This window comes from Stappia indica (genome assembly GCF_001696535.1).
GTDB classification, from domain to species: domain Bacteria; phylum Pseudomonadota; class Alphaproteobacteria; order Rhizobiales; family Stappiaceae; genus Stappia; species Stappia indica.
This window is the reverse complement of sequence record NZ_MBQE01000001.1, coordinates 198,934-221,479: the sequence shown is the minus strand read 5'-3', so window position 1 is coordinate 221,479 and position 22,546 is coordinate 198,934. Positions and strand designations below refer to the sequence as shown.

The following is a 22,546-nucleotide window of genomic DNA, read 5'->3' as shown; positions in this document are numbered from 1 at the left end:
CGCCGCGCCGGCGGAGGGCGGGACGGGCGGCTTTTGCAGGATCTCTCCTCCCGGCAAAACGCGCCCCTGCCTGACCTTACGCAAGGAAATGCCGGCCGGATGCCGAGGGCAGCGCAATGGCGGCGTCTTTACCTTCCGTTCAGACGCTGGCAGCTAACAATTGTCAGACAAGGTGCCCCATTGCCGGAAATTGCCCGCCGGCGTGCCTGCGAGTTGACCAGATGCGCCACAAGCCGACCGTGCGCGGGGAAATCCGCTCCGCCCCGAGAGCCACCTGCACGATCCCGGCGATCATCGTCGACCGGGGCATCTCGATCTCGTGCATCGTCGAGGATCTCAGCATTACCGGCTGCCGCGTGCGCATGAAGGGCCAGGCGGCGCTGAGCAGGCGGTTCGTCTTCGAGTTTCCCAAGCGCGCGATCAAGGTCGAGGCCGAGCTGGTGTGGATGAACGGCGACGAGGCCGGCATCCGCTTCCTGCACAAGAAGTCGGGCGAGGACAAGCCGGCGGCCAGGACGGCCGCCAGCTCCGCCGATGATCAGGTCGAGATCGGCTAGAACCGGGAGAGAAGCGCGGGCGTCGGCCAGCCGTCCGCCGGAATGCCGAGGCGCAGCTGTTCGGCCCGCACCGCGGCGCGGGTGCCGGCACCCAGAATCCCATCGATCTTGCCGACGTCGTGCCCCCTTGCCGCAAGCTTTTCCTGCAGTTGCCGCATCTGTGCGTCCGAGAGGCCGGGATCGGGATTGCCCGGATCGTAGCGCGATGCGCCGGCGAGCCGCGTTGCCAGATAGGCAGCGGTCGTCGTGTAGATGAACGACTGGTTCCACTCCAGATAGACGCGGAAATTCGGGTAGGCGAGGAAGGCCGGCCCCTTGTAGCCCTGCGGCATCAGCAGGGCGGCCGGCAGGTTCGCGGAGGGCAGGCGGCCGTCGCGGGCGGTGACGCCGGCCTTGGCCCACTCGCCAACGGTGGTGTCGAAGTTAAGGCCGGTCTTTTCCCAGGGGAGGCTGGCGGGCAGCTTCACCTCGGTCAGCCAGGGCTCGCCGGCGCGCCAGCCGAGGCTCTTGATGAAGCCGGCGGCGGTGAGGATCGTGTCCGGCGCGCTGTTCTTCAAATCGACATGGTTGTCGCCGTCGCCATCCTTGCCGAAGCGGATGATGTCCTCGGGCAGCATCTGCACCTGGCCGATCTCGCCGGCCCAGGCGCCGGTGGTGCGGGCCGGGTCGAGGTCGCCATGGGCGACCATCTCGATGGCGGCGAGAAGCTGCGGGCGGAAGAGCTGCGGCCGGCGGCAGTCATGGGCGAGCGTCGCCAGCGCGTTGACGGTGTTGAAGTCGCCCTGGACGGCGCCGAAATCCGTCTCCAGAGCCCAGAAGGCGGTGATCACCGGCGCGGGCACGCCGTAGTCGGCTTCGGCGCGGGCGAAGGTCCTGGCGAACTTCTTCATGTTGCCGGCGCCGTGCTTCAGGCGGTAGCCGCTGACCGAGCGCTTGGAGAAGGTGAGGAAATCCTGCTTGAAGACGCCCTGCGCACGGTCGCGCGCGAGAACCGTCCGGTCGATCTGCGCGCCGCCCAGCGTCTTGCGGATCGCCGCATCCGGCAGCCCCTTGGCGCGGGCCTCGTCGGCGACACCGTTCAGGAAGGCGCCGAAGTCGCCGCCGCAGGGCGTGTTGGCGATTGCGGGCGCGGCGGAAAGCAGCGCGGCAGCGCAGGCAGCGGCCAGAGAGAGGCGGGAGAGGGACAGGCGGGAGAGGCGGCAGATCATCGGCGGGCCCTTTCGGCTGGTCGAGTCGCCCGGCGAGTTTGCGGGAACCGACCGCGCACAAACAAGAGCACGGCTGCAAAAATCCGCTCAGCCCGCGCAGGACCGGGGCTGCTGTTCGTTGAGATACTCCACCGCCGCCTCGAAGGGGACGGGGCGGCAGAACAGGAAGCCCTGGCCGAACTGGCAGCCGCGCTGCACCAGATAGCGGGCCTGGGCCCGGGTTTCGATCCCTTCCGCCACCACGACGGCGCCAAGGCCCGAGGCAATCGCCAGGAAGCCGTCGATGATCACCTCGGCCGAGCGGTCGCGGCCGATGCCGTGGACGAACTCGCGGTCGATCTTCAGCTCGTGGATGGTGAATTCGCGCAGGTGCTTGAAGGAGCCGTAGCCGGTGCCGAAATCGTCCATCGAGATGCGGATGCCGAGGGCGGCGAGCATGTCGACATTGTCGCGGATGGTCTCCGCCGAGCGCGCGATGAAGACGTCCTCGGTGATTTCCAGCGTGATCAGCCGTGCTAGCGACTGGTTCTCCATCACCAGCCGGCGCAGCTCATCCATCCCGCTGCGGGTGGCGAGCATGGATTCCTCCAGGTTCAGCGACACGCCGCGGCTGTCGAGGCCGAGCTCGGCAAAGCGCTTGAGATCGGCCACCGCCTGGCGGGCCATCTGCATGGTGAAATCGGCCTGCAGGCCGAAACTGTCGATCCGGGACAGGAACTGGTCGGGCGACAGCAGGCCGCGCTGCGGATGACGCCAGCGGGCGAGCGCCTCGAACCCGGCATGGCCGTTGTCGGCGAGCGAGACCTTGGGCTGGTAGTGCAGGACGAATTCGCCCTCGCGCAGGGCCCGCTCGATCTCTTCCTTCTCCTCCAGGCTGTAGCGCTGCGGCGCCATCTGCGGCGAATAGATCGCGTAGGAGGGGCGCTTTTCCTGCTTGGCGACATACATGGCGCGGTCTGCGGCGGCCATCAGCGCCTGCGGACCGCCGGGCACGGACTGGCTGCCGGCAACGCCGATGCTGGCGCCGACGCGAAGCTCGCGCGGGCCATGGCGCACCGGGTTCACCGTCGCCTCCAGCACGCGCTTGGCGAATTGCTCCGGATCGCGGCTGCCCTCCTTCGTCACGATGACGATGGCGAATTCGTCGCCACCGAGGCGGGCGACCATGTCGCCAGGGCGCACCAGATTGCGGTAGCGCTGCGCCAGCACCTTCAGCACGACGTCGCCGGCCTCGTGCCCGTAGGCGTCGTTGATCGGCTTGAAGCTGTCGAGATCGACCAGCAGGAAGATCAGCTCGCCGTCTGCGCCGGCCACGTCCGCGGCCTTGTCGAGATAGCCGTCGAAGGCCTTGCGGTTGGCAACGCCCGTCAGTCCGTCATGGGCGGCGATGAACTCCAGCTCCGCCTGCTTCTGCTCGCGCTCCTGCGCCAGCGCGCGGTTGCTGACCAGCGCGCGCTGCAGCTCCTGCACGGAAACCGCGATGCTGCCGATCTCGTCGCGCCGCGCGGTGTAGGGCACATGCGTTGCCAGATCACCCTGCAGCAGGAGGCGGATGGTGCGCACAAGCCGCGTCATCGGCCGGATGATCGCGCGCGAGGCGGCGATGCTGGCCGCGACGGCGACGAGGGCGCCCAAGAGCGACAGGATGATGAAGTTGCGGATCAGCCGGTCGGACGTCGCCGCGGCCTCTTCCGTCGCCTGGCGGAACTGGTTGGACGCCCGGCGGCCGATGGACTGGGCGTGGGTTTCCACCTCGGCATAGGTCTTGTGGCCGCCGCGGGTGGCGACAGCCCCGAGCGTCGCGTTGCGCAGGATCAGCAGCACGGCCTGCGAGGTGTTCTGGCGGTAGATGCCGAAGGCCTCGCGCAGCTCTTCGACGCCGTCGAGCCCGGCCTTTTCCAGGATCGCGATATCCGCCGCCGCCCGCTCCAGACCGTAGTTGATCGAGCGCAACGTGCCCTCGAGCTCGGCGCCGCGCACACCGATCTCGCTCCACATCGACAGCTTGTAGAGGTTGGCCTCGACGCTCGCCAGGTGATGCGGCACCTCGTAGGCGCGGTCGAGCACCGCCTCCAGCTGCGACAGGTCGGAAACGACCGCGGCACGCTGCGTGGTCAGCGTGTGCCAGGCAAGCGCGGTCATCACGGCCAGCGCGATCAGGCTGACCAGCGGCGCGGCCATCACCTTGGCCGTGACCGGCCAGTTGGAAAAACGCAGGCGGCCGATCAGCCTATCCGGTCGGCGCATCTTCGAAGGCCCCTGCGCACAGGATCCGCTCGTCGTCGAGCATGAAACACGTGTGATACCCCACGGCCGAACGCGCGGTCTTCGGGTGGGGGAAGAGCAGCAGGAACACCTTCTCGCCGCTGCCGCGGGCGGAGGCCTCCGCCAACTGGGTCCAGAACCGTCCCTCGATGTCTGTGATGTTGGAAACGTCGATGCCGATCAGCTCCGGATGGCCGGTGTCGAACCAGCTGACGCCCCTGGTGGTGACGCCCCACAGATGCAGGCCGTTCGCCTCTCGCTTCCAGGGAGCGGAGAGGAAATCCTTCAGGGCGGCATCGAGACCGGCCTCGCGGATATGCCGGCGTGCAAGGTCTGCCAGTTCGACCACGTCGCCGCGCACGAGCTCCAGATCGGAGCCGGCCGCGCGCGCGGAAAGCGCGGTGGCCGCCTCGAGGGTCGTTTCCTGCGGATTGCTGTCGGCGACCGCTGCGGCCGATATTGCCAGCGCCACGGCCAAGGCTCCCGCCGGCAGTGCAGCGCGGACGGTCATCGGGACAACAGCAAGGGGCAGGTGGGATGCTGGCATCTTGATCTCCGGTCTCCCCCAAACAGAAACGGATACCCGCGAGTCGTGAAAGTGCCTTTAAGGCAGTTGTTTCAATTTTTACGAATTGCGGCTCGCCGACCAGCAGGATTTTCGTGTCTGCAACGTAGCGTCAGTTTTGCTGATGGCAGGAATGTGGCAAATTCCGTTTGACTGTCCGCCGCTCCGGCGGCTTCCTGCCCGGATATCCTATTCAAGTCCCTGCGCTGCGGTCTCATGAGCACGACAGAAAATTCCGCGTCCCCCCTCGGCAACGGTCCGATCTCGCCGCAGTCGCGCCGCCACCTGCAGATGCGCAAGGACATCCTGCGCAGCCATCCGCAGCTGCGCTCGCTCGCGGGCCCCGACTGGCGCACGGCGCTGTTCGTTCCGCTGCTGCTGGCGATCCACTGGGGCGTGGCGTGGGCGGTTTCGGACAGCAACCTGCTCGTGGTGTTTCTCGCGGCCTTCCTGATCGGCCAGTTCGTCATCCACGCGGCCGGCGCATTGGTGCACGAAACGGCGCACCGGCTGATCTTTCGCGGCGACAAGGCCAAGCTCGCCTTCGACCTCGGACTGGAGACGATCCTTGGCTCCTTCGGCAAGCAGCTGACCTATCAGCACGAGCACCTGTCGAGCCATCACCCCTATATGGGCGACTACGAACGCGACTACGAGCACGAGGACCTGTGCGCCTTCAAGGCGCGGGAAATGCTGGTGGAAGGGCGGCCGCGCCTGCAGCGGGTGCTGACGGTGGCAACGCTGGTCGTGCACCTTTTGCCGTTCGGCTTCATCATCTCGGACGAGATCTTCCCGCGGCTCTACGAGCGGCTGACGGGGCGGGTGTCGAAGGACCGCCAGCGCCGGATCGGATCGACCCGCGCGCCGGCCTGGCAGCGGCGTCTGTTCATCGGCTGGTCGCTCGGCGTCAACCTGGTGCTGCTCGCCGCCTTCGGCTGGCTGGGCTGGCTCTATCACAACTGGGCGCTGTCGATCTTCCTCGGCAAGTTCGGCATCTCGAACCTCGGCCAGTCCCTGAGCGAGCATCCGGGCGACGACGAGGAGGTGCCGACGCGCTCCACCTATGGCTGGGTCAACCGGCTGTTCTTCAACACCGGCTATCACAACGAGCACCACACGTTCCCGAACGTGCCCTGGACCCGCCTGCCGGAGCTGACGAAGACGGCGCCCGAGGCCTTCACGGCGCGCTCGGACCGCTCCTATCTCGGCTGCTGGTGGGACCATGTGCGGCGGGATTTCGCCACGTCGCGGCGCAACCCGCTGCAGGGCGAGGCGCAGGAGCTGCGCTGCCCGCGCGCGGGAACCTCGTAAGCCGGCAACCGCCTAGAAGCGGTAGGTGACGCCGGCGAGCGGGCCGCTCATGTCGATGTCGAGCTGCATGCCGCCGCGGTCGTAATCCAGGAACATGTGACGGTAGCCGGCCGAGAGGAACAGGCTGTCGGTGACGCGGTAGTTGAGCGTGCCGACCGCCTGCCAGGTGAGCTCGGATCCCGCGCCGAAGCCGCCGATATCCGCATAGCCGATGGCCGACCAGTCGGGCGCGAACTGCCACCGCACCCGGGCCGCCGCAACCGGATCGAGCCAGGTGTCGCTCTTGCTGGCCGCAAGGCCTGCGGCCTGGATGTTGACGCTGGCATCGAGGTGCCACAGGCGCACGCCGCCCATCAGATCGAGCGTGACCTCCGGCGTATCGACCACCGAATAGCCGGCCGCGAGCGTCGCCGAGAGCTGGCGGACCTGGCCGTGCACGTCGAAGCCGAAGGGCGCGAAGGGCAGGGCGATGCGCTCCTCCTCGCTGACCGCCGACCATGTGAAATCGCCGAAAATCACGAAGCGGTCGTAGCGCGCGGTGCCGTTCAGGAAGAACGCGCCGTCGAGGTTTTCGAAGATGTCGCGGAAGGAGCGGTCGAAGGAGACCGTCGGCACCGTGGGGCGCGGCCGCGCATTGCCGGACAGCGAAGGCGCCCAGGCATAAGGCGTGACCTGGAAGCGCCAACCGTCCTGTGCCTGCGCACCGGTCGCCTGCGAGAGGCCGGCGGCAAGGGCAAGGACTGCCACCCCGTGCAGCAGTTGGGGCAGCAGTCGAGACATCAGTCGGGGCGAAGGTCGGCGATCCGTCGAGGCATTCATCGGGGCGGGCTCTCCTTGCGCGCGGGGGTGGTGCGGCCGTTCGCTCATGCGCGGTTCCCGCGAAGCTTCGACCGGCGGGGCGGCAAGGTCAATTCGCAATGACGGCTGCGGCGGTCTTATCCCGATGGCATCGGAGACGGGCGCGGATGCGACCCAGGGACCGTCCCCTAGGTGTTTCCCGGACTAGGCCGGGCATACCCTGTGCCCCACATTGGCGGTCGTCCGCAGGCCTTGCGCCGTCCTCCCTTTCCCAAGCGATCACGGATGCACGCCCATGACCCCGTCCCAAGAGCGCGACATCAGCGAAGCCCATGCGCGCGAGGGCAGCCAGGTGCTGGCTGCGCTCGAGACCGTGCCGACTGGCCTTTCCAACGAAGATGCGGCCCGCCGACTGGCGAGATACGGCGCGAACCGGCTGCCGGAGGCGCCGCGCCGCGGACCTCTCGTGCGCCTGCTCGCCCAGTTCCACAACGTCCTGATCTATGTGCTGATCGGCGCTGCGGCGGTGACCGCGCTGCTCGGCCACTATGTCGACACCGGGGTGATTGCGGCGGTGGTGATCGTCAATGCGGTGATCGGTTTCATCCAGGAGGGGCGGGCCGAACAGGCGATGGACGCGATCCGCGACATGCTGGCGCCGCACAGTTCGGTGCTGCGTGGCGGCCGGCGAAAGGGCATCGCCAGCGCCGAGATCGTGCCCGGCGACATCGTGCTACTGGAAGCGGGGGAACGGGTGCCGGCGGACCTGCGGCTGCTGGAGACGGCGGGCCTGCGGATCGACGAGGCGCTGCTGACCGGCGAATCCGTGCCGGCGGAGAAGGAAACGCGGGCCGTGGCGGGCGAGGCGCCGCTCGGCGACCGGCACGGCATGGCCTATAGCGGCACGCTGGTCACCGCGGGCACCGGGCGCGGCGTTGCCGTCGCCACCGGCCCCGATACGCAGATCGGCCGCATCAGCGGGCTGCTGCAGTCGGTGGAGACGCTGACGACGCCGCTGATCCGCCAGCTCGACAGTTTCGCCCGCTGGCTGACGCTGTTGATCCTGCTGGTCGCCGGGTTGCTGCTCGCCTGGGGCTATTATGTGGTGCATATGCCGTTCGGCGAGCTGTTCATGGCGGTCGTCGGCCTGTCGGTCGCCGCGATCCCCGAAGGTCTGCCGGCGGTGCTGACGATCACGCTGGCGGTCGGCGTGCAGGCGATGGCGCGGCGCAATGCCATCGTCCGCCGCCTGCCGGCCATCGAGACGCTGGGATCGGTCTCGGTGATCTGTTCCGACAAGACCGGCACGCTGACGCGCAACGAGATGCTGGCGGCGACGGTCGCCACCTCCCGCCACCTGTTCGCGGTGACCGGGGAGGGCTATTCGCCGGACGGCACGCTGCGGCTCGACGAGCGCGATGTGACGCCGGGCGAGCACGGGATGCTGGTGGAGATCGCCCGCGCGGCGGCCCTGTGCAACGACGCCGCTCTCCATCCCCACGACGAGGGCTGGCGCACCGAGGGCGACCCGATGGAGGGGGCGCTGGTGGCGCTGGCCGCCAAGATCACGGGCGACGGCCACGAGCCCTTCGCCGATCACGAGAGACTGGCCGAGATCCCCTTCGATGCGGCGCATCGCTACATGGCCGTGCGCCACCGCAGCGGTGAGGGGCGCGTGGAGACCCATGTGAAGGGCGCGCCGGAGCAGGTGCTGGCGATGTGCAGCGCCCAGCGCGGCCCGGACGGGGCGGCGGAGCCGCTGGAGCGCGATCACTGGACGCGCGAAATGGACGCGATCGCCGCGAAGGGGCAGCGGGTGCTGGCGCTGGCGGCAGTGGGCGGGCAGGGGCAGGACAGCAAATCGGGCGGCGGGCCTGACAGCGGGCCGCTCTCCGGCGACGATCTCAAGGGTCGGCTGGTGATGCTGGGCCTCGTCGGGCTGATCGATCCGCCGCGACCGGAGGCGGTCGCCGCCGTCGCGGAGTGCCACGGGGCGGGCATCCGGGTGAAGATGATCACCGGCGATCATGCCGGCACGGCAGCGGCCATCGGCCGGCAGATCGGCCTGACGAACCCGAACCGGGTGCTGACCGGCAACGATCTCGACGCGATGGACGATGCGGAGCTTTCGGCGCAGGTGGTGGAGACCGACATTTTCGCCCGCACCAGCCCGGAGCACAAGCTGCGGCTGGTCTCGGCGCTGCAGGCGCATGGCCTGACCGTCGCGATGACCGGCGACGGCGTCAACGATGCGCCGGCGCTCAAACGCGCGGACGCGGGCATCGCCATGGGCCGCAAGGGCAGCGAGGCGGCGAAGGAGGCGGCGGACCTCGTGCTCGCCGACGACAATTTCGCCTCCATCGCGGCGGCCGTGCGCGAGGGGCGGACCGTCTACGACAACATCAAGAAGGTGCTGAGCTGGACGCTGCCGACGAGCGGCGGCGAGTCGCTGACCGTCGCCCTGGCGCTGCTACTGGGCATGGCGCTGCCCATCACGGCGGTGCAGATCCTGTGGGTCAACCTGATCACCGCCGTCACGCTGGGCCTTGCGCTCGCCTTCGAACCGACGGAGGAGGACACGATGCGCCGCCGGCCGCGCCCGCGCCACCAGCCGATCCTCGGCGGCGAGCTAATGTGGCATATCCTGCTGGTCTCGGGCCTGTTCCTGGCGGCGGTCTTCGGCATCTATTTCTACGCGACCGACCGGGGTCACGCGCCGGAGCTGGCCCGCACCATGGCGCTGAACACGCTGGTGGTGCTGGAGATCTTCCACCTGTTCTTCATCCGCAACATCTACGGCACCTCGCTGACCTGGAAGGCGGTCAAGGGAACGCCGATGGTGTGGGCGAGCGTCATCGTGATCACGCTGGCTCAGTTCGCCATCACCTACCTGCCGCCGCTGCAGGCGGTGTTCGGCACGACGGCGGTGCCGTTCTTCGACGGGGTGCTGATCGTGGCGGTGGGGGCGGTGTTCTTCGCGCTGATCGAGATCGAGAAGCAGCTGCGGCTGGTGTTCCGCCGCCCCGAGGCGCAGCCGGGCTGACCACAGGGCTTGACGCACCAATAACCGGGCGGTTATGAAACAAACCCATAGCCACCGGGTTATGGGTTCATGCCGAACGCTCAACATGCTGTTCAAGACACATCGCAGGACGTGCTGTTCCGCTCTCTCGCCGATCCGACGCGGCGGGCGATTTTCGAGCGCCTGTGCCGCGAGGGCGAGCAGACCGTCGGCGCGCTGACTGCGCAGGCCGGGGTCTCGCAGCCCGCCGTTTCCAAGCATCTTTCCGTGCTGAAACAGGCAGGGCTGGTGCGCGACCGGCAGGCCGGGCGCCAGACGCATTACAGCGCCGATGCCGCCGCCCTTGCCCCGCTGGCCGACTGGACCCGGCGCATGACCGGCTTCTGGGAAGCCCGGTTCGACGCCCTGGAAGACCTGCTGGGAAGGATGGATCAGTGACGCAGACGCAGGACGATACGCTGTCGGTGGTGGTGGAGCGCACCATCGCCCACCCGCCGGAAAAGATCTGGCGCGCGCTGACCGAACCGCATCTCATCGAGGAATGGCTGATGAAGGGCGACTTCCGCCCGGCCATCGGCCACCGGTTCGGCTTTCGCGCCGACTGGGGCGCCGTCGACTGCGAGGTGCTGGACATCGAGCCGCCGCACCTTCTCGCCTACAGCTGGGGCGATCACGAGCTGAAGAGCATCGTCACCTGGACGCTGACCCCGACGGGCAGCGGGACGCAGCTGCGGCTGGAACAGACCGGCTTCCGCCGCGACCAGCCGCGCTATTTCGGCGGGGCGAATGCCGGTTGGCCGCGCTTCCTCGACAAGCTGGAAGAGGTCGTCGCCCGGCTGACCTGACAGGCGAGGCCCTGCCATTCTTCTTTCCTCAAGACCGGAGCATTGCCATGACCCGCAACGGATGGATCCGTCAGCTGCACCGCTGGCTGTCGCTCGCCTTCACCCTGGCGGTGCTGGCCAATATCGCGACGAACCTGGCCGGTACGCCCTCCGTCTGGGTCGGCGTTCTGGCGCTGGTGCCCTTGATCCCGCTGATGCTGACGGGGCTGTGGCTGTTCGCCCTGCCGTGGGTGAGCCGCCGGACTGCGGGCGGGGATGCGCGCTGGAAGGAGCAGGCGTAATGGCGGCCGGCAAGCGCGAGACGCCGAAGGAACCGAGGCTGCTGACGGGCGGCAACCCGCAGATCGCCAAGGGCGAGGGCGACGAACCCGTGCAAGCCTATATCGCGGCAATGCCCGGCTGGAAGAGCGAGGCCGGCCGGCAGCTCGACGCGCTCATCGAGCGCACCGTGCCGGACGTGCGCAAGGCGGTGAAATGGAACTCGCCGCTCTATGGCGTCGAGGGACAGGGCTGGTTCCTGGGCGTCCACTGTTTCACCAGATACATCAAGCTCGCCTTCTTTCGCGGCAGGCAGCTCGATCCGCTGCCGCCGGTCGCCTCCAAGGACGAGAACACCCGCTACGTTCACCTGAACGAGGGCGAGGAGATCGACGAGGCGCAGCTGGCGAGTTGGATCGCCCAGGCGGCGAAGCTGCCCGGCTGGACACCGTGACAAGGGAGGACTTGCGATGACGAAGAGCGAGACGATGGCGCCGGGTGAAGCTTCTGCGCTGATCGATGCGCGGATCCGCGAGCTGGGCGACTGGCGCGGGCAGATGCTGGCGCGGGCGCGGGTGCTGATCCTGAGGGCCGAGCCGGACACCGTGGAGGAATGGAAGTGGCGCGGCGTGCCCGTGTGGTCGTGCGGCGGCATCCTGTGCACCGGCGAGACCTACAAGGACAAGGTGAAGCTGACCTTTCCCAAGGGTGCCGCGCTGGAGGATCCGTCAGGTCTCTTCAATGCCAGCCTCGACGGCAATGCCCGGCGCGCCATCGATCTCCTCGAAGGCGACCAGCTGAACGAGGCGGCCTTCACGGCGCTGATCAAGGCGGCGGCGCGGTTGAACGCGCAGAAGAAGCCCGCCAAGCGCTGAGGCGGAGCGCGGCCGCTCACCGATCCGGTGCGGAACCACTTTCCGTTCAGCCCGTTGGGGAAGGGAGGGCGGGCGTTCGTCTCGCCCGCCGACACCAAGGGGAGACCGCGCCATGACAGCCGCCGAGGAGCACAAACGCGCAACGCTCTACCGCATGGTGATGCCGGACCACATCTGCCCGTACGGGCTGAAGTCCAAGGACCTTCTGGAGCGGCACGGCTTCACCGTCGAGGACCATCATCTCGCCTCGCGCGAGGAGACCGACCGGTTCAAGCGCGAGCACGGAGTGGACACGACGCCGCAGACCTTCATCGACGGGCAGCGGATCGGCGGGCATGACGATTTGCGCCGCTATTTCGGCGAAAGCGTCGAGGGCGAGGACGCGACCAGCTACCGCCCGGTGATCGCGATCTTCGCCATGGCGCTGCTGATGGCGCTGGCGGCGAGCTGGGCAGCCTTCGGCTCGGTCCTGACATTGCGCGCCTTCGAGTGGTTCGTCGCGATCAGCATGTGCATTCTCGCCATCCAGAAGCTGCAGGACGTGGAGAGCTTCTCGACCATGTTCCTGAACTACGACCTGCTGGCCCGCCGCTGGGTGCGCTACGGCCGGCTCTACCCCTTCGGCGAGGCGCTGGCCGGAGTGCTGATGATCGCCGGCGCGCTGTTGTGGATCGCGGCGCCGGTGGCGCTGTTCATCGGCACGGTCGGCGCGCTCTCGGTGTTCAAGGCGGTCTATATCGACCGGCGGGAGCTGAAATGCGCCTGCGTCGGCGGAGCGAGCAACGTGCCGCTCGGCTTCGTTTCGCTGACCGAGAACCTGATGATGATCGCCATGGGCCTGTGGATGCCGCTCAAGGCACTGTGGCTGGGGTGAAGGGAGCGGTACACGCCGTGCGCGCTAGTCGCTAGAAACCGATCTTCACGCGCCGGTTCTGCCGGCCCTTGTTGTCGACCTTCAATACGCGCACGGGTCGGGCGAGCCCGGTCGAGGCGAGATGCGTTCCGCCGCAGCCCTGCCGGTCGATCTCGCCGATCTCGACGATGCGGACGTTGCCGTCGGCCTGGCGGGGCGGCGAGACGGCCTTGCTGCGAAACAGTCCGGGAACGGCGTTGGCCTCGTCCCACGGCATCAGGACAGCCCGCACGGGAAGATCGGCCCGGATCACCTCGTTGACGGGATCCGCCAGCTCGCGCAGCCTGGCCGCATCCGAGCCCGGCAGATCGAAATCCAGCCGGAACGTCTCGTCGTCCGACAGCTGGGCGCCGGTCAACAGCGCGCCGTTGAACTCGCGGAAGACGACGCTGTTGGCGATATGGGCGAGAGTGTGCAGCTCGCACATCAGGCGACGGAACTCCGGCTCCACCTGGACCTGCAAGGGGCCGTCCGGCTCGTCCTCGCCGTCGAAGGCGTGCCACCATCCGCGGTCATCGGGCGTGACGGCGGTGATAGCCGCCTCGCCGCGAGACCAGCGGAGCGTGGCGCGGTCCGGAAGCTGCCCGCCGCCACCGGGAAAGACGATGCACTGGTCGAGAAGCACAGCGCCCGCGCGGACATCGAGCGCCGAGGCTTCCAGGACGAGCAAACTCGCGTCCGTCTGATAAAGGGGCTGCGATCTCACGCGTCCGTCTCCGTGGGTTGGGGCGGGGGGGGGGCAGTCGACAGGCGATTTACGCTCCACCCATCTGACAATCCCGATCTGGTCGCCGCCACCGTTGCTCTAGCTGAACGCGGCAACGACGGTTTCGATGGGAAGAAACAGCGTGCGGCTGTCTTCCGGATATTCGATGAACTCGGCGCAGCGGAAGTAAAAGCGCTTGGCGGCATCGTCCTTTGCATGGACCAGCACAGCCCCGATCCCGATGCTCTGAGAGGCGATGGCAATCCGGCGCAACGCATCCGAAAGAATATCGGCGCCGAGGCCTGCTCCCGCATGATCGCGAGCGACGGCCAGGCGCCCGATCACCGAGACTGGAATCGTATCGGGCGCATTGCGACGCACCTTGCCGGGAGCCGCCACGCGCTCGACCGCACCGGCCGAGATGCAGAAATAGGCAACTACCCGATTCCCCTGGCAGACGACATAGGTGCGAGAAAAGCGGCTTTCGTTCTTTAATGCCCGGTGACGCAGCCAATCATTCAGCGCCGGCTCGCCGCAGTCGAAATCCGCCACGTCGTGGTCAGCGGTTAAGGGAACGGGAGCCGAGAGATCACTGTTGGCGCGGCGCTCCGATGCGCCCTCTATTTCTTCCATGCCGGCACTCGGCGCAGCAGGGACTGCAGCTTCGGTCCGGGTGCAGGCGGACTGTCAAGTGCACGTACGAAGGCGTCGTAACGATCAGAATCCAGTGCGAAAAGCCGCTGGTCCAGCAGCACGTCAATCGCCTGCTGTCGGGCGCTTTCGACCATGAATTCCGTGCGCGTCTTGCCCAGCACCGCTGCCGCATCGTCAATGAGCTGACGTGTGTTCGTCTCAATCCGCAGATTGATACTTCCCTTCGTATCGGCAGTGGAAAGCCGTTCGGCAACCATTACGCGCGCCTTCTCAGAGGTGTTAGACGACTTGATATGAGCTTTCGACATGCCCTAAATATCATTTTTCGTATCTACAATGTCAATACGCAGAGCGGTCAAACGAGGCTGTCGGACTGTAAGTGTTTGGCGGAAGAGGTGGGATTCGAACCCACGGTACGGTCTCCCGTACGGCGGTTTTCAAGACCGCTGCCTTAAACCACTCGGCCACTCTTCCGATGCGCTTCGTTTCGCCCTCGCGGGCCGGCTTGTCAAGCGGCGAGGCGAGGGCGGGGCCGGAGGTTTCCTCATGTGAAAGAGCGCGGTGCGAGATCGAGCGCCCGGGAGGCTGCCGGTCGCCGTCCGTTGCTGCGCCTTGCCCAGATTGCGGTCTGGGTGGCATTCGGTACGGCGAGGGCGCTTGAGCCTGCGCGCGGTTGGGGCCGGGTGCCGGGCGGGCTTTTCGGGGGGAGAAAGAGAAAAGCCGCCGATCCGGAAGGTCGAGGCAGGGACCGGATCGGCGGCTGCGCCGTTGTTCGGCGTCCGGCGCGGGGGCACGCGCCATGTGTTCGTTGTAGTCCGCGCCCCTCTTGCGGGATGTGACCGGCATCACAAACCGTCGCATCGCCGTTTTTCGCAGTGGGAGCGGCGCGCCGGCAGCGGCCCGAACCTGCGGCGACTGATCCGCCGGCCGATACCCCGCGTAACCCTTGCATCATCAGGATGGCCCTTTGCGGCCGCTTTCTCGCAAGGTTCGACCGGGAGACAAGCAATGCAGCTACGCAAGGCAGGCGCGCTCGCCGCGCTGATCGCAAGTGTCGCCGTCGCCGGAACGCCGGCGCTGGCCAGCGCGCAGCTTTCCGAAAAGGAAATCCGCAACACGGTCGCCGGCAAGCGCATCTATCTGAAGGTGCCGCTCGGCGGCGAGTTTCCGCTCTACTACCAGGCCAACGGCAAGGTCAGCGGCTCGGGCGATGCGGTCGGGCTCGGCCGCTTCATGCAGCCCAAGGACCAGGGGCGCTGGTGGGTGCGAGGCAACCGGCTCTGCCAGAAGTGGCAGGCCTGGTACGACGGCAAGCAGTTCTGCTTCACCCTGTCCAGGGGCGACGGCGACACGCTCTTCTGGCGCCGCGACGACGGCATGACCGGGCGCGCCCGCATCGGCCAGTAACCGGGCTCCAGGCACCGCAAAGACGGAACGGGGAGGGCGTGACCGCGCCCTCCCGACATATTTCTGCGACCCTTTCGCCACAGGTTGTTGAAAAACGTGCGCTGCGACATGCGCGCACGTCGACCGCGTCTTCACCTTGCAGTAAGAGACGGCATGGTACACGTGTCGTGATGCGCCATTTGGGGGGCAGCATCGCAACGAGACGGGTCCGACCGGCAGGGCACGCAAGGCAGGCGAAACGCGACAGACTCCCCCGGACTTCCAGTCCTGAAACGGGCGTCGACGCACCCCACCTTGCAAGACCACTGCAGACGGCGGCAAAGGACCCCGAGCGGTCGGCCGCCTGGCAGCAGGATGTCGACCGAAGGAGCGGCAAGGCGGACAGAAGGTCCGCGCAAGCCGGAACCCCGGGCGAAAACCGCCGGTCAGGTATCGAGTTAGGGCGGCAGAATGAACGATGGCAAGGACCCGGCGGCACGCCGGCACCTGAGCACGGGCCCCAAGGGCGCAAACCCCATTTGCGCGAGCGAAGGCCTTCCCCGCAGCAGCAGCGTGGCGCCGGTGAACGGCCGCCTACTCACCTCGCGCAGTTTCGGCATCCTGGCGGTTTCGTCGCTATGCCTTGCGCTGGCCGCCTGCGGCACGGCCCCGAAGGGCAAGAAGGTCAAGTTCAGCGAAGAGAAATACGGCGTCGCGGCCAGCCCGCGCGTCGTCTCGGGCAACCAGCCGGTGCCCAAGGGCGGCGGTCGCTACATGGTCGGCAAGCCCTACAAGGTGGCCGGCAAGTGGTACCACCCGAAGGACAATCCGAATTACACCTCCACCGGTCTCGCCTCCTGGTACGGGCCGACCTTCCACGGCCGGATGACCGCCAATGGCGAGGTCTTCGACCGTAACGCGCCGACGGCCGCGCACACCACGATGCCGCTTCCGTCCTATGCGCGCGTGACCAATCTGAAGAACGGCCGCTCGATGATCGTTCGCGTCAACGATCGCGGCCCCTTCCACGGCAACCGCACCATCGACCTGTCCGAAAAGGTCGCGACCATGCTCGACTTCAAGAGCGCGGGCGTGGCCAAGGTGAAGGTGGAATATGTCGGCAAGGCCCGCATGGACGGGCAGGACCAGAGCTTCCTGATGGCGTCCTATCGCGGTCCGGGCTCGGTCGAGCCGGGCGCCACCATGCCGGGCACGATGCTGGCCCAAGCCGACATTCCGGCCGCCAGCCCGACGCCGGCTTCCGGCCCGGCGCCGGTGCCGCGCAACCGTCCGTACGGTCCGGTCATCGCAGGGTCCGGCAGCTTCGGCCAGATGGTCGTCGCCGCCTTCGATCCGGCGGTCGCGTTCGAATCGAGCGCCGCCTCGGTTCAGGTCGCCTCGCTCAGCACGTTCGAGGGCGCTGTTCCGGCAAGCGGCGGGCAAGCTGCCCCGTCCGCGCCGGTCATGAGCTATGACGGGAATGCGCCGTCTGCGGTGCCTGCGGTCGCGACCGAGCCGGTTCTGGCTCCGGGGCCGGCCTATCTCGGCCAGCCGAGCACCTTCGCGCGCGGTTCCGCGATCTCGTCCTACCGGGCCGCGGCCCGGATCGAGGGCGCCTATGCCGCCTTCGACGCGATCGGCCAAGGCCTGTCACCGCGCGAGCTTGCCGCCCGCCAGTCGGACTGAAATAGCTCAAGGCACAGGTAGGCTTGACCCGTCCGAGCCTGTATGTTCTCGCCATGGCGAGGACATCGGGCCGGGACGCGGAGAGCAGGGAATGACGGCTGGAGCCGCAATGCGGAGAGGGAATCGCACGGGCGCGCTGCCTCGGCGCCTGATGCGCGTCGCCGCGGCCGGGCTGCTGACGCTCGCCCTGGCCTTTGCCGCGCCGCCGGGCACTGCCCGCGCGCAGGAGGCGGGCGCCCCCGACAACACCTCCGCACTGCTTCTCGACATCACCACCGGCACACTGCTTTCGAGCCGCAATCCGACCGTGCGCTATCAGCCCGGCTCCTCGGCCAAGCTGATGACGGCTGCGGTCGTCTTCGACGCGCTGGCGGCCGGCGAACTGACCGAGGAAACGGTCTTCACCGTCAGCGAGCATGCCTGGCGCAGCGGCGGCGCGCCGGCCCGGGTCACCACCATGTTTGCGCGCCTCGGCAGCGAGGTGCCGGTGATCGACCTGCTGCGCGGGCTGATCATACAGAACGCCAACGACGCGGCCATCGTGCTGGCGGAAGGGCTCGCCGGCAGCGAGGAGGCCTTTGCCGCGCGAATGAACGACAAGGCTGCGGAAATCGGCCTGACCAGCAGCAATTTCGCCAATCCGACCGGCTACGAGACGCAGGACGCCTACGTGACAGCGCGCGACATGGCCCGGCTCGCCGACTATGTGCTGACCCGCCACAGCGACCGCTATGCGCTGTTCAGCGCGCCGGACTTCACCTGGAACGGCATCTTCCAGCGCAACAAGAACCCGCTGATCGGCGAGGTCGCGGGGGTCGACGGGCTGGTGGCGGGCTTTGCCAAGGGGGCCGGCTTCAACGCCGTCGCCTCTGCCGAACGCAGCGGCCGGCGGCTGATCGGCATCGTCGCGGGCTATCCGGATGCGGACAAGCGCGAGGAGGCGCTGCGCCGCCTGTTCGACAGCCTGGAGAAGGATTTCGAGGACGTGGTGCTGTTTTCCGCCGGCGACACGGTGACAGAGGCACGCGTCTTCGGCGGAGCGATCGGCGCGGTGCCGCTGGTGGTGCGCGAGGATGTCGAGATCCTGTTGCCGCGCGGCGACCGCCATGCCTATCGGCTGCGGGCGATCTACAACGGTCCGCTGCCGGCGCCGGTGCGCGAAGGCACGGAAGTGGGTGAGCTGCGGGTGCTGAAGGACAACGACGTCGTCTACCGCGCGCCGCTGCTGACCGGCGGCGCAGCCGAAGCCGGCACTGTGACCAGCCGGGCGGCCGACGTCGTCAAGGAGACGCTGTTCGGATGGTGGCTCGATGAGTGAGCCTTTGGTGCGCGGGCATTTCGTCACCTTCGAGGGCGGCGAGGGGGCCGGAAAGTCGACCCAGATCGAGCGGCTGCGCAAGCGGCTGGAAGGGGCCGGCGTCAAGGTGATGGTGACGCGCGAGCCCGGCGGCTCGCCCGGCGCGGAAACCATTCGCCGGCTGCTGCTGGGCGGCCGGATCAAGGATCTCGGCCCGGAGATGGAGGCGATGATGTTCGCCGCCGCTCGTGCCGACCATGTCGACACGACGATAGAGCCGGCGCTGTCGCGTGGCGACTGGGTGCTGTGCGACCGCTTCGCCGATTCCACCCGCGTCTACCAGGGGGAATCGGGCGTCGACACGGCTTTCCTCGACCGGCTGGAGGCACTGGCCGTCGCCGGTTGCCGGCCGGACCTGACGGTGCTGGTCGATGTGCCGGCCGAGATCGGCATCGCCCGGGTTGCCGCGCGCAGCTCGGCCGGTGCCGCGCCGCAGCCCGACCGGTTCGAGACCGAAGGGGAAAGCGTGCACGACCGGCGCCGGCAGCTGTTCCTGGAACTGGCGGCCAGCCAGCCGGAGCGGTTCCTCGTCATCGACGGGACGCAGACGCAGGACGAGGTGGAGCAGGAGATCTGGCGGGCGGTCTCCGCGCGCCTGCTGCAGGGCGAGGGCGCACGCACATGAACGACCTGGCCGATCCGCTGCTGACGGAAGCCGATGCCATCGAGGATGTGCCGCTGCCGCGCGAGCGCGACAGGCTGATCGGCCACCACGAGGCGGAAGCGGAGCTGCTGTCCGCCTATCGCTCGCGCCGCATGCACCATGCGTGGATTCTCGCGGGGCCGAAGGGCATCGGCAAGGCGACGCTGGCCTTCCGCTTCGCCCGCTTCGCGCTGGCGCATCCCGACCCGGCCACCCCGGCCGTTGCCGAGGCGCCGGACTGTGCAATCCCGGCCGGGCATCCGGACTTTCGCAAGATCGCGGCGGGCGCCCATCCCGGGCTGCTGCACCTGCGCCGGCCGTACGATCCCAAACGCAAGGCCAAGGACAAGATCAAGCAGGACCTGACGGTGGACGAGATCCGCCGGACGGTGCCGTTCTTCGGATCGACGGGCTCGGAAGGCTCCTGGCGGATCTGTATCGTCGATGCGGCCGACGACATGAATGTCAATGCAGCCAATGCCTTGCTGAAGGTTCTTGAAGAACCGCCTAAACGGTCCCTGTTCCTCGTCCTGTCCCATGCGCCGGGGCGGCTGTTGCCGACGATCCGCTCGCGCTGCCGCATGCTCCACATGCGGGCGTTGTCGCGCGAGGAGGTGCTGGCCGGGCTCGGTGACCTCGGCGTCGCCGATCCGGCGGACCGGATCGCGGCGCGGGCGGCGGATCTGGCGCAAGGGAGCCTGCGCAAGGCGATCAAGCTGGCCGAGGGCGATTCCATCGATCTCGCCGACAGTTTCGCGAAGCTGATGGCCGGCCTGCCGCGGCTGGATGCGGCCGCCGCGCACGACCTTGCCGACCAGGTATCGCGCAACGGCGCGGACGACGCCTGGAGCCTGTTTCAGGACTTGGTGGCCGACCACCTGCATACCCGCCTCGGCGAGGCCGGGCAGGGCAGCCTCCAGCGCCTTGTCAGGCTGAGCGAGGTATGGGAAAAGACCAGCCGCGCCGCGCGCGAGGCGGATGCCTACAATCTCGACAGGAAGCAGATCGTGCTCAACACCTTGCGCGATCTTGCCGAAACCGCGCGGGCCTGACGCCCGCCGCCTCGCACTCGACTTCTGGAACGCCCATTCGGGCCGCCACCTGTAATCCGGACCCTCTGACAGGCCATGACCGATCGATCGCCCTTCTTCGTCACCACTGCCATCTCGTATCCCAACGGCGCGCCGCATATCGGCCACGCCTACGAGAGCATGGCGACGGATGCTATCGCGCGCTTCCAGCGCCTCGACGGCCGCGACGTGTTCTTCCTCACCGGCACCGACGAGCACGGCCAGAAGATGCTGCAGACCGCGCGTGCGGAAGGCATCCCGGTCGAGGATCTGGCGGAGCGCAACGCCACGCGTTTCCGCGACATGGCGGCGGCGCTCGGCTGTTCCAACGACGATTTCATCCGCACCACCGAGCCGCGCCACCACGAGGCGAGCCGGGAGATCTGGCGCCGGATGGCGGCCAATGGCGACATCTACAAGGACAGCTATTCCGGCTGGTACTCGGTCCGTGACGAGGCCTATTACCAGGAAGGCGAGACGGAGCTGCGCGCCGACGGCGTGCGCTACGGCCCGCAGGGCTCGCCGGTCGAATGGGTCGAGGAGGAGAGCTACTTCTTCCGCCTGTCGGCCTATCAGGACCGCCTGCTCGCCCATTACGAGGCCAATCCGGACTTCATCGGCCCGGACGAGCGCCGCAACGAGGTGATCAGCTTCGTCAGCCGCGGCCTGAAGGACCTGTCGATCTCGCGCACCACCTTCGACTGGGGCGTGCGCGTGCCCGACGACGAGCGGCACGTGATGTATGTGTGGGTCGATGCGCTGACCAACTACATCACCGGCGCCGGCTTTCCGGACGAGAACAACCCGCGCTGGCGCTACTGGCCGGCGAACCTGCACGTCATCGGCAAGGACATCGTGCGCTTCCACGCCGTCTACTGGCCGGCCTTCCTGATGTCGGCGGGGATCGAGCTGCCGAAGCGGGTCTTCGCGCACGGCTTCCTGTTCAACAAGGGCGAGAAGATGTCGAAGTCGGTCGGCAACGTGATCGACCCCTTCGCGCTGATCGACCATTACGGCCTCGACCAGGTGCGCTACTTCTTCCTGCGCGAAGTGCCCTTCGGCCAGGACGGCAACTACAGCCACGAGGCCATCGTCAACCGCATCAATGCGGATCTGGCGAACGACCTCGGCAACCTGGCGCAGCGCTCGCTGTCGATGATCGGCAAGAACTGCGAGGCGCGTCTGCCGGAGCCGGGCGCCTTCACGGCCGAGGATGAGGCCATTCTGGGCCAGGCCGATGCGATGCTTGCCGGTGCGCGCGAGGCGATGTCGCGCCAGGCAATCCACCAGGCGCTGTCGGTGGTGTGGGCCTGCGTCGCCGAGGCCAACCGCTATTTCGCCTCGCAGGAGCCCTGGGCGCTGAAGAAGAGCGACCCGGCGCGCATGGCGACGGTGCTCTACGTCACCGCGGAAGTGATCCGCCAGGTCGCGATCCTGGCGCAGCCGGTGATCCCGACGAGCGCGGGCAAGCTGCTCGATCTCCTGGCGGTGCCGGCGGATGCGCGCGGCTTCGACCGGCTGGGAGCGGGCGGGCGGCTTGCCGCCGGTGCCGAACTGCCCAAGCCCGAGGGCGTCTTCCCGCGCTATGTCGAGGCCGAGGCGCCGGCCGGCGGAGCCGCGTGATGCTGGTCGACAGCCACTGCCATCTGGACTTCCCGGACTTCGACGCCGAGCGCGATGAGATCATCGCCCGGGCCGGCGAGGCCGGGGTCCGCCTGATGGTGACGATCTCGACGCGGGTGGCACGGTTCGACACGATCCGCGCACTCGCGGAGCGCTACGACAACGTGTTCTGCTCGGTCGGCACCCATCCCCACAATGCGGGGGAGGAGGCCGAGATGGCCGTGACGACCGACGATCTGGTGCGCCTGTCGGCACACGAGAAGGTCGTCGCCATCGGCGAGGCGGGGCTCGACTATTTCTACGACAAGGCGCCGCGCGAGGCGCAGGCTGCGGGTCTGCGCCGGCACATCGCTGCCGCGCGCCAGACCGGGTTGCCGCTGGTGATCCATTCGCGCGATGCGGACGACGACATGGCCGCGATCCTGCGCGAGGAGACGGAGAAGGGGGCCTTTCCTGCCCTGCTGCACTGCTTCTCCTCCGGGCGCGACCTGGCGCTGACCGGTATCGAGCTGGGGCTCTACGTGTCGTTCTCCGGCATCGTCACCTTCAAGCGCTCCGACGAGCTGCGGGCGATCGCTGCCGAGCTGCCGGCCGACCGGCTGCTGGTGGAGACGGACGCGCCCTATCTGGCGCCGCAGCCCTGGCGCGGCAAGCGCAACGAGCCGGCCTATGTGGCGCATACCAACAAGGTGCTGGCGGAGACGAAGGGCATGAGCGAGGCCGAGATGGCCCGCCAGACCACCGCCAATTTCTTCCGCCTGTTCTCGCGGGTGCCGCGGCACCTAGAGCAGGAAGGCTGAGAGC

23 protein-coding genes and 1 tRNA gene are annotated in these 22,546 nt (G+C 68.0%); 16 read left to right on the top strand and 8 right to left on the bottom strand.

What is annotated here, in order from left to right:
* Window positions 1-221 precede the first annotated feature (221 nt).
* Window positions 222-557: a PilZ domain-containing protein gene (locus BBX35_RS01050; RefSeq protein ID WP_067215041.1), complete on the top strand. Its 336-nt coding sequence runs from the start codon at window positions 222-224 to the stop codon at window positions 555-557.
* Here BBX35_RS01050 and BBX35_RS01045 read toward each other — a convergent pair.
* From BBX35_RS01045 to BBX35_RS01035, 3 genes are all read right to left on the bottom strand, one after another.
* Window positions 554-1,765, bottom strand: coding sequence for a lytic murein transglycosylase (locus BBX35_RS01045; protein WP_067215039.1), 1,212 nt, complete (start codon window positions 1,763-1,765; stop codon window positions 554-556). The genes BBX35_RS01050 and BBX35_RS01045 overlap by 4 nt on opposite strands.
* A gap of 87 nt (window positions 1,766-1,852) precedes the next feature.
* Complete coding sequence (locus BBX35_RS01040; protein WP_067215037.1) at window positions 1,853-4,012, bottom strand: putative bifunctional diguanylate cyclase/phosphodiesterase; 2,160 nt, start codon at window positions 4,010-4,012, stop codon at window positions 1,853-1,855.
* A complete protein-coding gene (locus tag BBX35_RS01035) occupies window positions 3,996-4,577 on the bottom strand; it encodes a hypothetical protein (protein ID WP_141687795.1) in 582 nt (193 codons plus the stop codon). Before BBX35_RS01035 ends, BBX35_RS01040 begins: the two co-directional genes overlap by 17 nt.
* A gap of 234 nt (window positions 4,578-4,811) precedes the next feature.
* On the opposite strand from BBX35_RS01035, the gene BBX35_RS01030 reads away from it, so the two are divergent.
* Window positions 4,812-5,906, top strand: a complete 1,095-nt coding sequence (locus tag BBX35_RS01030) for a fatty acid desaturase (RefSeq protein WP_067215032.1) — start codon at window positions 4,812-4,814, stop codon at window positions 5,904-5,906.
* 12 nt (window positions 5,907-5,918) lie between these two features.
* On the opposite strand, the gene BBX35_RS01025 is transcribed toward BBX35_RS01030, so the two are convergent.
* Window positions 5,919-6,686, bottom strand: a complete 768-nt coding sequence (locus tag BBX35_RS01025; RefSeq protein ID WP_067215029.1) for a porin family protein — start codon at window positions 6,684-6,686, stop codon at window positions 5,919-5,921.
* Window positions 6,687-6,999: 313 nt separating this feature from the next.
* On the opposite strand from BBX35_RS01025, the gene BBX35_RS01020 reads away from it, so the two are divergent.
* From BBX35_RS01020 to BBX35_RS00990, 7 genes are all read left to right on the top strand, one after another.
* The gene (locus BBX35_RS01020) at window positions 7,000-9,747 is read left to right on the top strand and encodes a cation-transporting P-type ATPase (RefSeq protein WP_067215027.1); all 2,748 of its coding nucleotides are present in this window, start codon (window positions 7,000-7,002) and stop codon (window positions 9,745-9,747) included.
* Window positions 9,748-9,816: 69 nt separating this feature from the next.
* Window positions 9,817-10,164 carry an ArsR/SmtB family transcription factor gene (locus BBX35_RS01015; RefSeq protein WP_067215024.1) on the top strand — a complete coding sequence of 116 codons (348 nt, stop codon included), beginning with the start codon at window positions 9,817-9,819 and terminating at the stop codon, window positions 10,162-10,164.
* Window positions 10,161-10,571, top strand: coding sequence for an SRPBCC family protein (locus BBX35_RS01010; protein WP_067215021.1), 411 nt, complete (start codon window positions 10,161-10,163; stop codon window positions 10,569-10,571). The genes BBX35_RS01015 and BBX35_RS01010 overlap by 4 nt, the downstream gene beginning before the upstream one ends.
* Window positions 10,572-10,618: 47 nt before the next feature.
* Complete coding sequence (locus BBX35_RS23830) at window positions 10,619-10,852, top strand: hypothetical protein (RefSeq protein WP_067215019.1); 234 nt, start codon at window positions 10,619-10,621, stop codon at window positions 10,850-10,852.
* The gene (locus tag BBX35_RS01000) at window positions 10,852-11,283 is read left to right on the top strand and encodes a DUF1801 domain-containing protein (RefSeq protein WP_067215016.1); all 432 of its coding nucleotides are present in this window, start codon (window positions 10,852-10,854) and stop codon (window positions 11,281-11,283) included. Before BBX35_RS23830 ends, BBX35_RS01000 begins: the two co-directional genes overlap by 1 nt.
* 16 nt (window positions 11,284-11,299) lie before the next feature.
* On the top strand, window positions 11,300-11,704 hold the full coding sequence (locus BBX35_RS00995; protein WP_067215014.1) for a DUF1801 domain-containing protein: 405 nt from the start codon (window positions 11,300-11,302) through the stop codon (window positions 11,702-11,704).
* Window positions 11,705-11,816: 112 nt separating this feature from the next.
* Complete coding sequence (locus BBX35_RS00990) at window positions 11,817-12,578, top strand: MauE/DoxX family redox-associated membrane protein (RefSeq protein WP_067215011.1); 762 nt, start codon at window positions 11,817-11,819, stop codon at window positions 12,576-12,578.
* Between the two features lie 31 nt (window positions 12,579-12,609).
* Here BBX35_RS00990 and BBX35_RS00985 read toward each other — a convergent pair whose 3' ends face one another.
* The 4 genes from BBX35_RS00985 to BBX35_RS00970 all read right to left on the bottom strand — a co-directional run bounded on the left by BBX35_RS00985 (window position 12,610) and on the right by BBX35_RS00970 (window position 14,451).
* The gene (locus BBX35_RS00985; protein ID WP_067215008.1) at window positions 12,610-13,323 is read right to left on the bottom strand and encodes an alanyl-tRNA editing protein; all 714 of its coding nucleotides are present in this window, start codon (window positions 13,321-13,323) and stop codon (window positions 12,610-12,612) included.
* Between the two features lie 99 nt (window positions 13,324-13,422).
* Window positions 13,423-13,956: a GNAT family N-acetyltransferase gene (locus BBX35_RS00980; RefSeq protein ID WP_067215006.1), complete on the bottom strand. Its 534-nt coding sequence runs from the start codon at window positions 13,954-13,956 to the stop codon at window positions 13,423-13,425.
* Window positions 13,944-14,234, bottom strand: coding sequence for a type II toxin-antitoxin system TacA family antitoxin (locus BBX35_RS00975; protein ID WP_425274567.1), 291 nt, complete (start codon window positions 14,232-14,234; stop codon window positions 13,944-13,946). The genes BBX35_RS00980 and BBX35_RS00975 overlap by 13 nt, the downstream gene beginning before the upstream one ends.
* Before the next feature lie 127 nt (window positions 14,235-14,361).
* Window positions 14,362-14,451: transfer RNA gene (locus BBX35_RS00970), tRNA-Ser, on the bottom strand.
* Between the two features lie 534 nt (window positions 14,452-14,985).
* Here BBX35_RS00970 and BBX35_RS00965 point away from each other — a divergent pair.
* From BBX35_RS00965 to BBX35_RS00935, 7 genes are all read left to right on the top strand, one after another.
* Window positions 14,986-15,384, top strand: coding sequence for a hypothetical protein (locus BBX35_RS00965; RefSeq protein ID WP_067215001.1), 399 nt, complete (start codon window positions 14,986-14,988; stop codon window positions 15,382-15,384).
* 450 nt (window positions 15,385-15,834) lie between these two features.
* Window positions 15,835-17,049 carry a septal ring lytic transglycosylase RlpA family protein gene (locus tag BBX35_RS00960; protein ID WP_083205953.1) on the top strand — a complete coding sequence of 405 codons (1,215 nt, stop codon included), beginning with the start codon at window positions 15,835-15,837 and terminating at the stop codon, window positions 17,047-17,049.
* 109 nt (window positions 17,050-17,158) lie between these two features.
* Window positions 17,159-18,367: a D-alanyl-D-alanine carboxypeptidase family protein gene (locus tag BBX35_RS00955; RefSeq protein ID WP_171901369.1), complete on the top strand. Its 1,209-nt coding sequence runs from the start codon at window positions 17,159-17,161 to the stop codon at window positions 18,365-18,367.
* Window positions 18,360-19,031 carry a dTMP kinase gene (tmk, locus tag BBX35_RS00950; RefSeq protein ID WP_083205952.1) on the top strand — a complete coding sequence of 224 codons (672 nt, stop codon included), beginning with the start codon at window positions 18,360-18,362 and terminating at the stop codon, window positions 19,029-19,031. Before BBX35_RS00955 ends, tmk begins: the two co-directional genes overlap by 8 nt.
* Complete coding sequence (locus tag BBX35_RS00945) at window positions 19,028-20,101, top strand: DNA polymerase III subunit delta' (RefSeq protein WP_067214997.1); 1,074 nt, start codon at window positions 19,028-19,030, stop codon at window positions 20,099-20,101. The genes tmk and BBX35_RS00945 overlap by 4 nt, the downstream gene beginning before the upstream one ends.
* A 75-nt stretch (window positions 20,102-20,176) precedes the next feature.
* Window positions 20,177-21,742: a methionine--tRNA ligase gene (gene metG, locus BBX35_RS00940; RefSeq protein ID WP_067214994.1), complete on the top strand. Its 1,566-nt coding sequence runs from the start codon at window positions 20,177-20,179 to the stop codon at window positions 21,740-21,742.
* On the top strand, window positions 21,742-22,542 hold the full coding sequence (locus tag BBX35_RS00935) for a TatD family hydrolase (protein ID WP_067214992.1): 801 nt from the start codon (window positions 21,742-21,744) through the stop codon (window positions 22,540-22,542). The genes metG and BBX35_RS00935 overlap by 1 nt, the downstream gene beginning before the upstream one ends.
* The last annotated feature ends 4 nt before the right edge of the window (window positions 22,543-22,546 follow it).

What these genes read in the sequence shown, in the direction of transcription:
- BBX35_RS01050 (WP_067215041.1), top strand. Translation starts at nt 222, where the DNA reads ATGCGCCACAAGCCGACCGTGCGCGGGGAAATCCGCTCCGCCCCGAGA.
- BBX35_RS01045 (WP_067215039.1), bottom strand. Translation starts at nt 1,765, where the DNA reads ATGATCTGCCGCCTCTCCCGCCTGTCCCTCTCCCGCCTCTCTCTGGCC.
- BBX35_RS01040 (WP_067215037.1), bottom strand. Translation starts at nt 4,012, where the DNA reads ATGCGCCGACCGGATAGGCTGATCGGCCGCCTGCGTTTTTCCAACTGG.
- BBX35_RS01035 (WP_141687795.1), bottom strand. Translation starts at nt 4,577, where the DNA reads ATGCCAGCATCCCACCTGCCCCTTGCTGTTGTCCCGATGACCGTCCGC.
- BBX35_RS01030 (WP_067215032.1), top strand. Translation starts at nt 4,812, where the DNA reads ATGAGCACGACAGAAAATTCCGCGTCCCCCCTCGGCAACGGTCCGATC.
- BBX35_RS01025 (WP_067215029.1), bottom strand. Translation starts at nt 6,686, where the DNA reads ATGTCTCGACTGCTGCCCCAACTGCTGCACGGGGTGGCAGTCCTTGCC.
- BBX35_RS01020 (WP_067215027.1), top strand. Translation starts at nt 7,000, where the DNA reads ATGACCCCGTCCCAAGAGCGCGACATCAGCGAAGCCCATGCGCGCGAG.
- BBX35_RS01015 (WP_067215024.1), top strand. Translation starts at nt 9,817, where the DNA reads ATGCCGAACGCTCAACATGCTGTTCAAGACACATCGCAGGACGTGCTG.
- BBX35_RS23830 (WP_067215019.1), top strand. Translation starts at nt 10,619, where the DNA reads ATGACCCGCAACGGATGGATCCGTCAGCTGCACCGCTGGCTGTCGCTC.
- BBX35_RS01000 (WP_067215016.1), top strand. Translation starts at nt 10,852, where the DNA reads ATGGCGGCCGGCAAGCGCGAGACGCCGAAGGAACCGAGGCTGCTGACG.
- BBX35_RS00995 (WP_067215014.1), top strand. Translation starts at nt 11,300, where the DNA reads ATGACGAAGAGCGAGACGATGGCGCCGGGTGAAGCTTCTGCGCTGATC.
- BBX35_RS00990 (WP_067215011.1), top strand. Translation starts at nt 11,817, where the DNA reads ATGACAGCCGCCGAGGAGCACAAACGCGCAACGCTCTACCGCATGGTG.
- BBX35_RS00980 (WP_067215006.1), bottom strand. Translation starts at nt 13,956, where the DNA reads ATGGAAGAAATAGAGGGCGCATCGGAGCGCCGCGCCAACAGTGATCTC.
- BBX35_RS00975 (WP_425274567.1), bottom strand. Translation starts at nt 14,234, where the DNA reads ATGGTTGCCGAACGGCTTTCCACTGCCGATACGAAGGGAAGTATCAAT.
- BBX35_RS00965 (WP_067215001.1), top strand. Translation starts at nt 14,986, where the DNA reads ATGCAGCTACGCAAGGCAGGCGCGCTCGCCGCGCTGATCGCAAGTGTC.
- BBX35_RS00960 (WP_083205953.1), top strand. Translation starts at nt 15,835, where the DNA reads ATGAACGATGGCAAGGACCCGGCGGCACGCCGGCACCTGAGCACGGGC.
- BBX35_RS00955 (WP_171901369.1), top strand. Translation starts at nt 17,159, where the DNA reads ATGCGGAGAGGGAATCGCACGGGCGCGCTGCCTCGGCGCCTGATGCGC.
- tmk (WP_083205952.1), top strand. Translation starts at nt 18,360, where the DNA reads ATGAGTGAGCCTTTGGTGCGCGGGCATTTCGTCACCTTCGAGGGCGGC.
- BBX35_RS00945 (WP_067214997.1), top strand. Translation starts at nt 19,028, where the DNA reads ATGAACGACCTGGCCGATCCGCTGCTGACGGAAGCCGATGCCATCGAG.
- metG (WP_067214994.1), top strand. Translation starts at nt 20,177, where the DNA reads ATGACCGATCGATCGCCCTTCTTCGTCACCACTGCCATCTCGTATCCC.
- BBX35_RS00935 (WP_067214992.1), top strand. Translation starts at nt 21,742, where the DNA reads ATGCTGGTCGACAGCCACTGCCATCTGGACTTCCCGGACTTCGACGCC.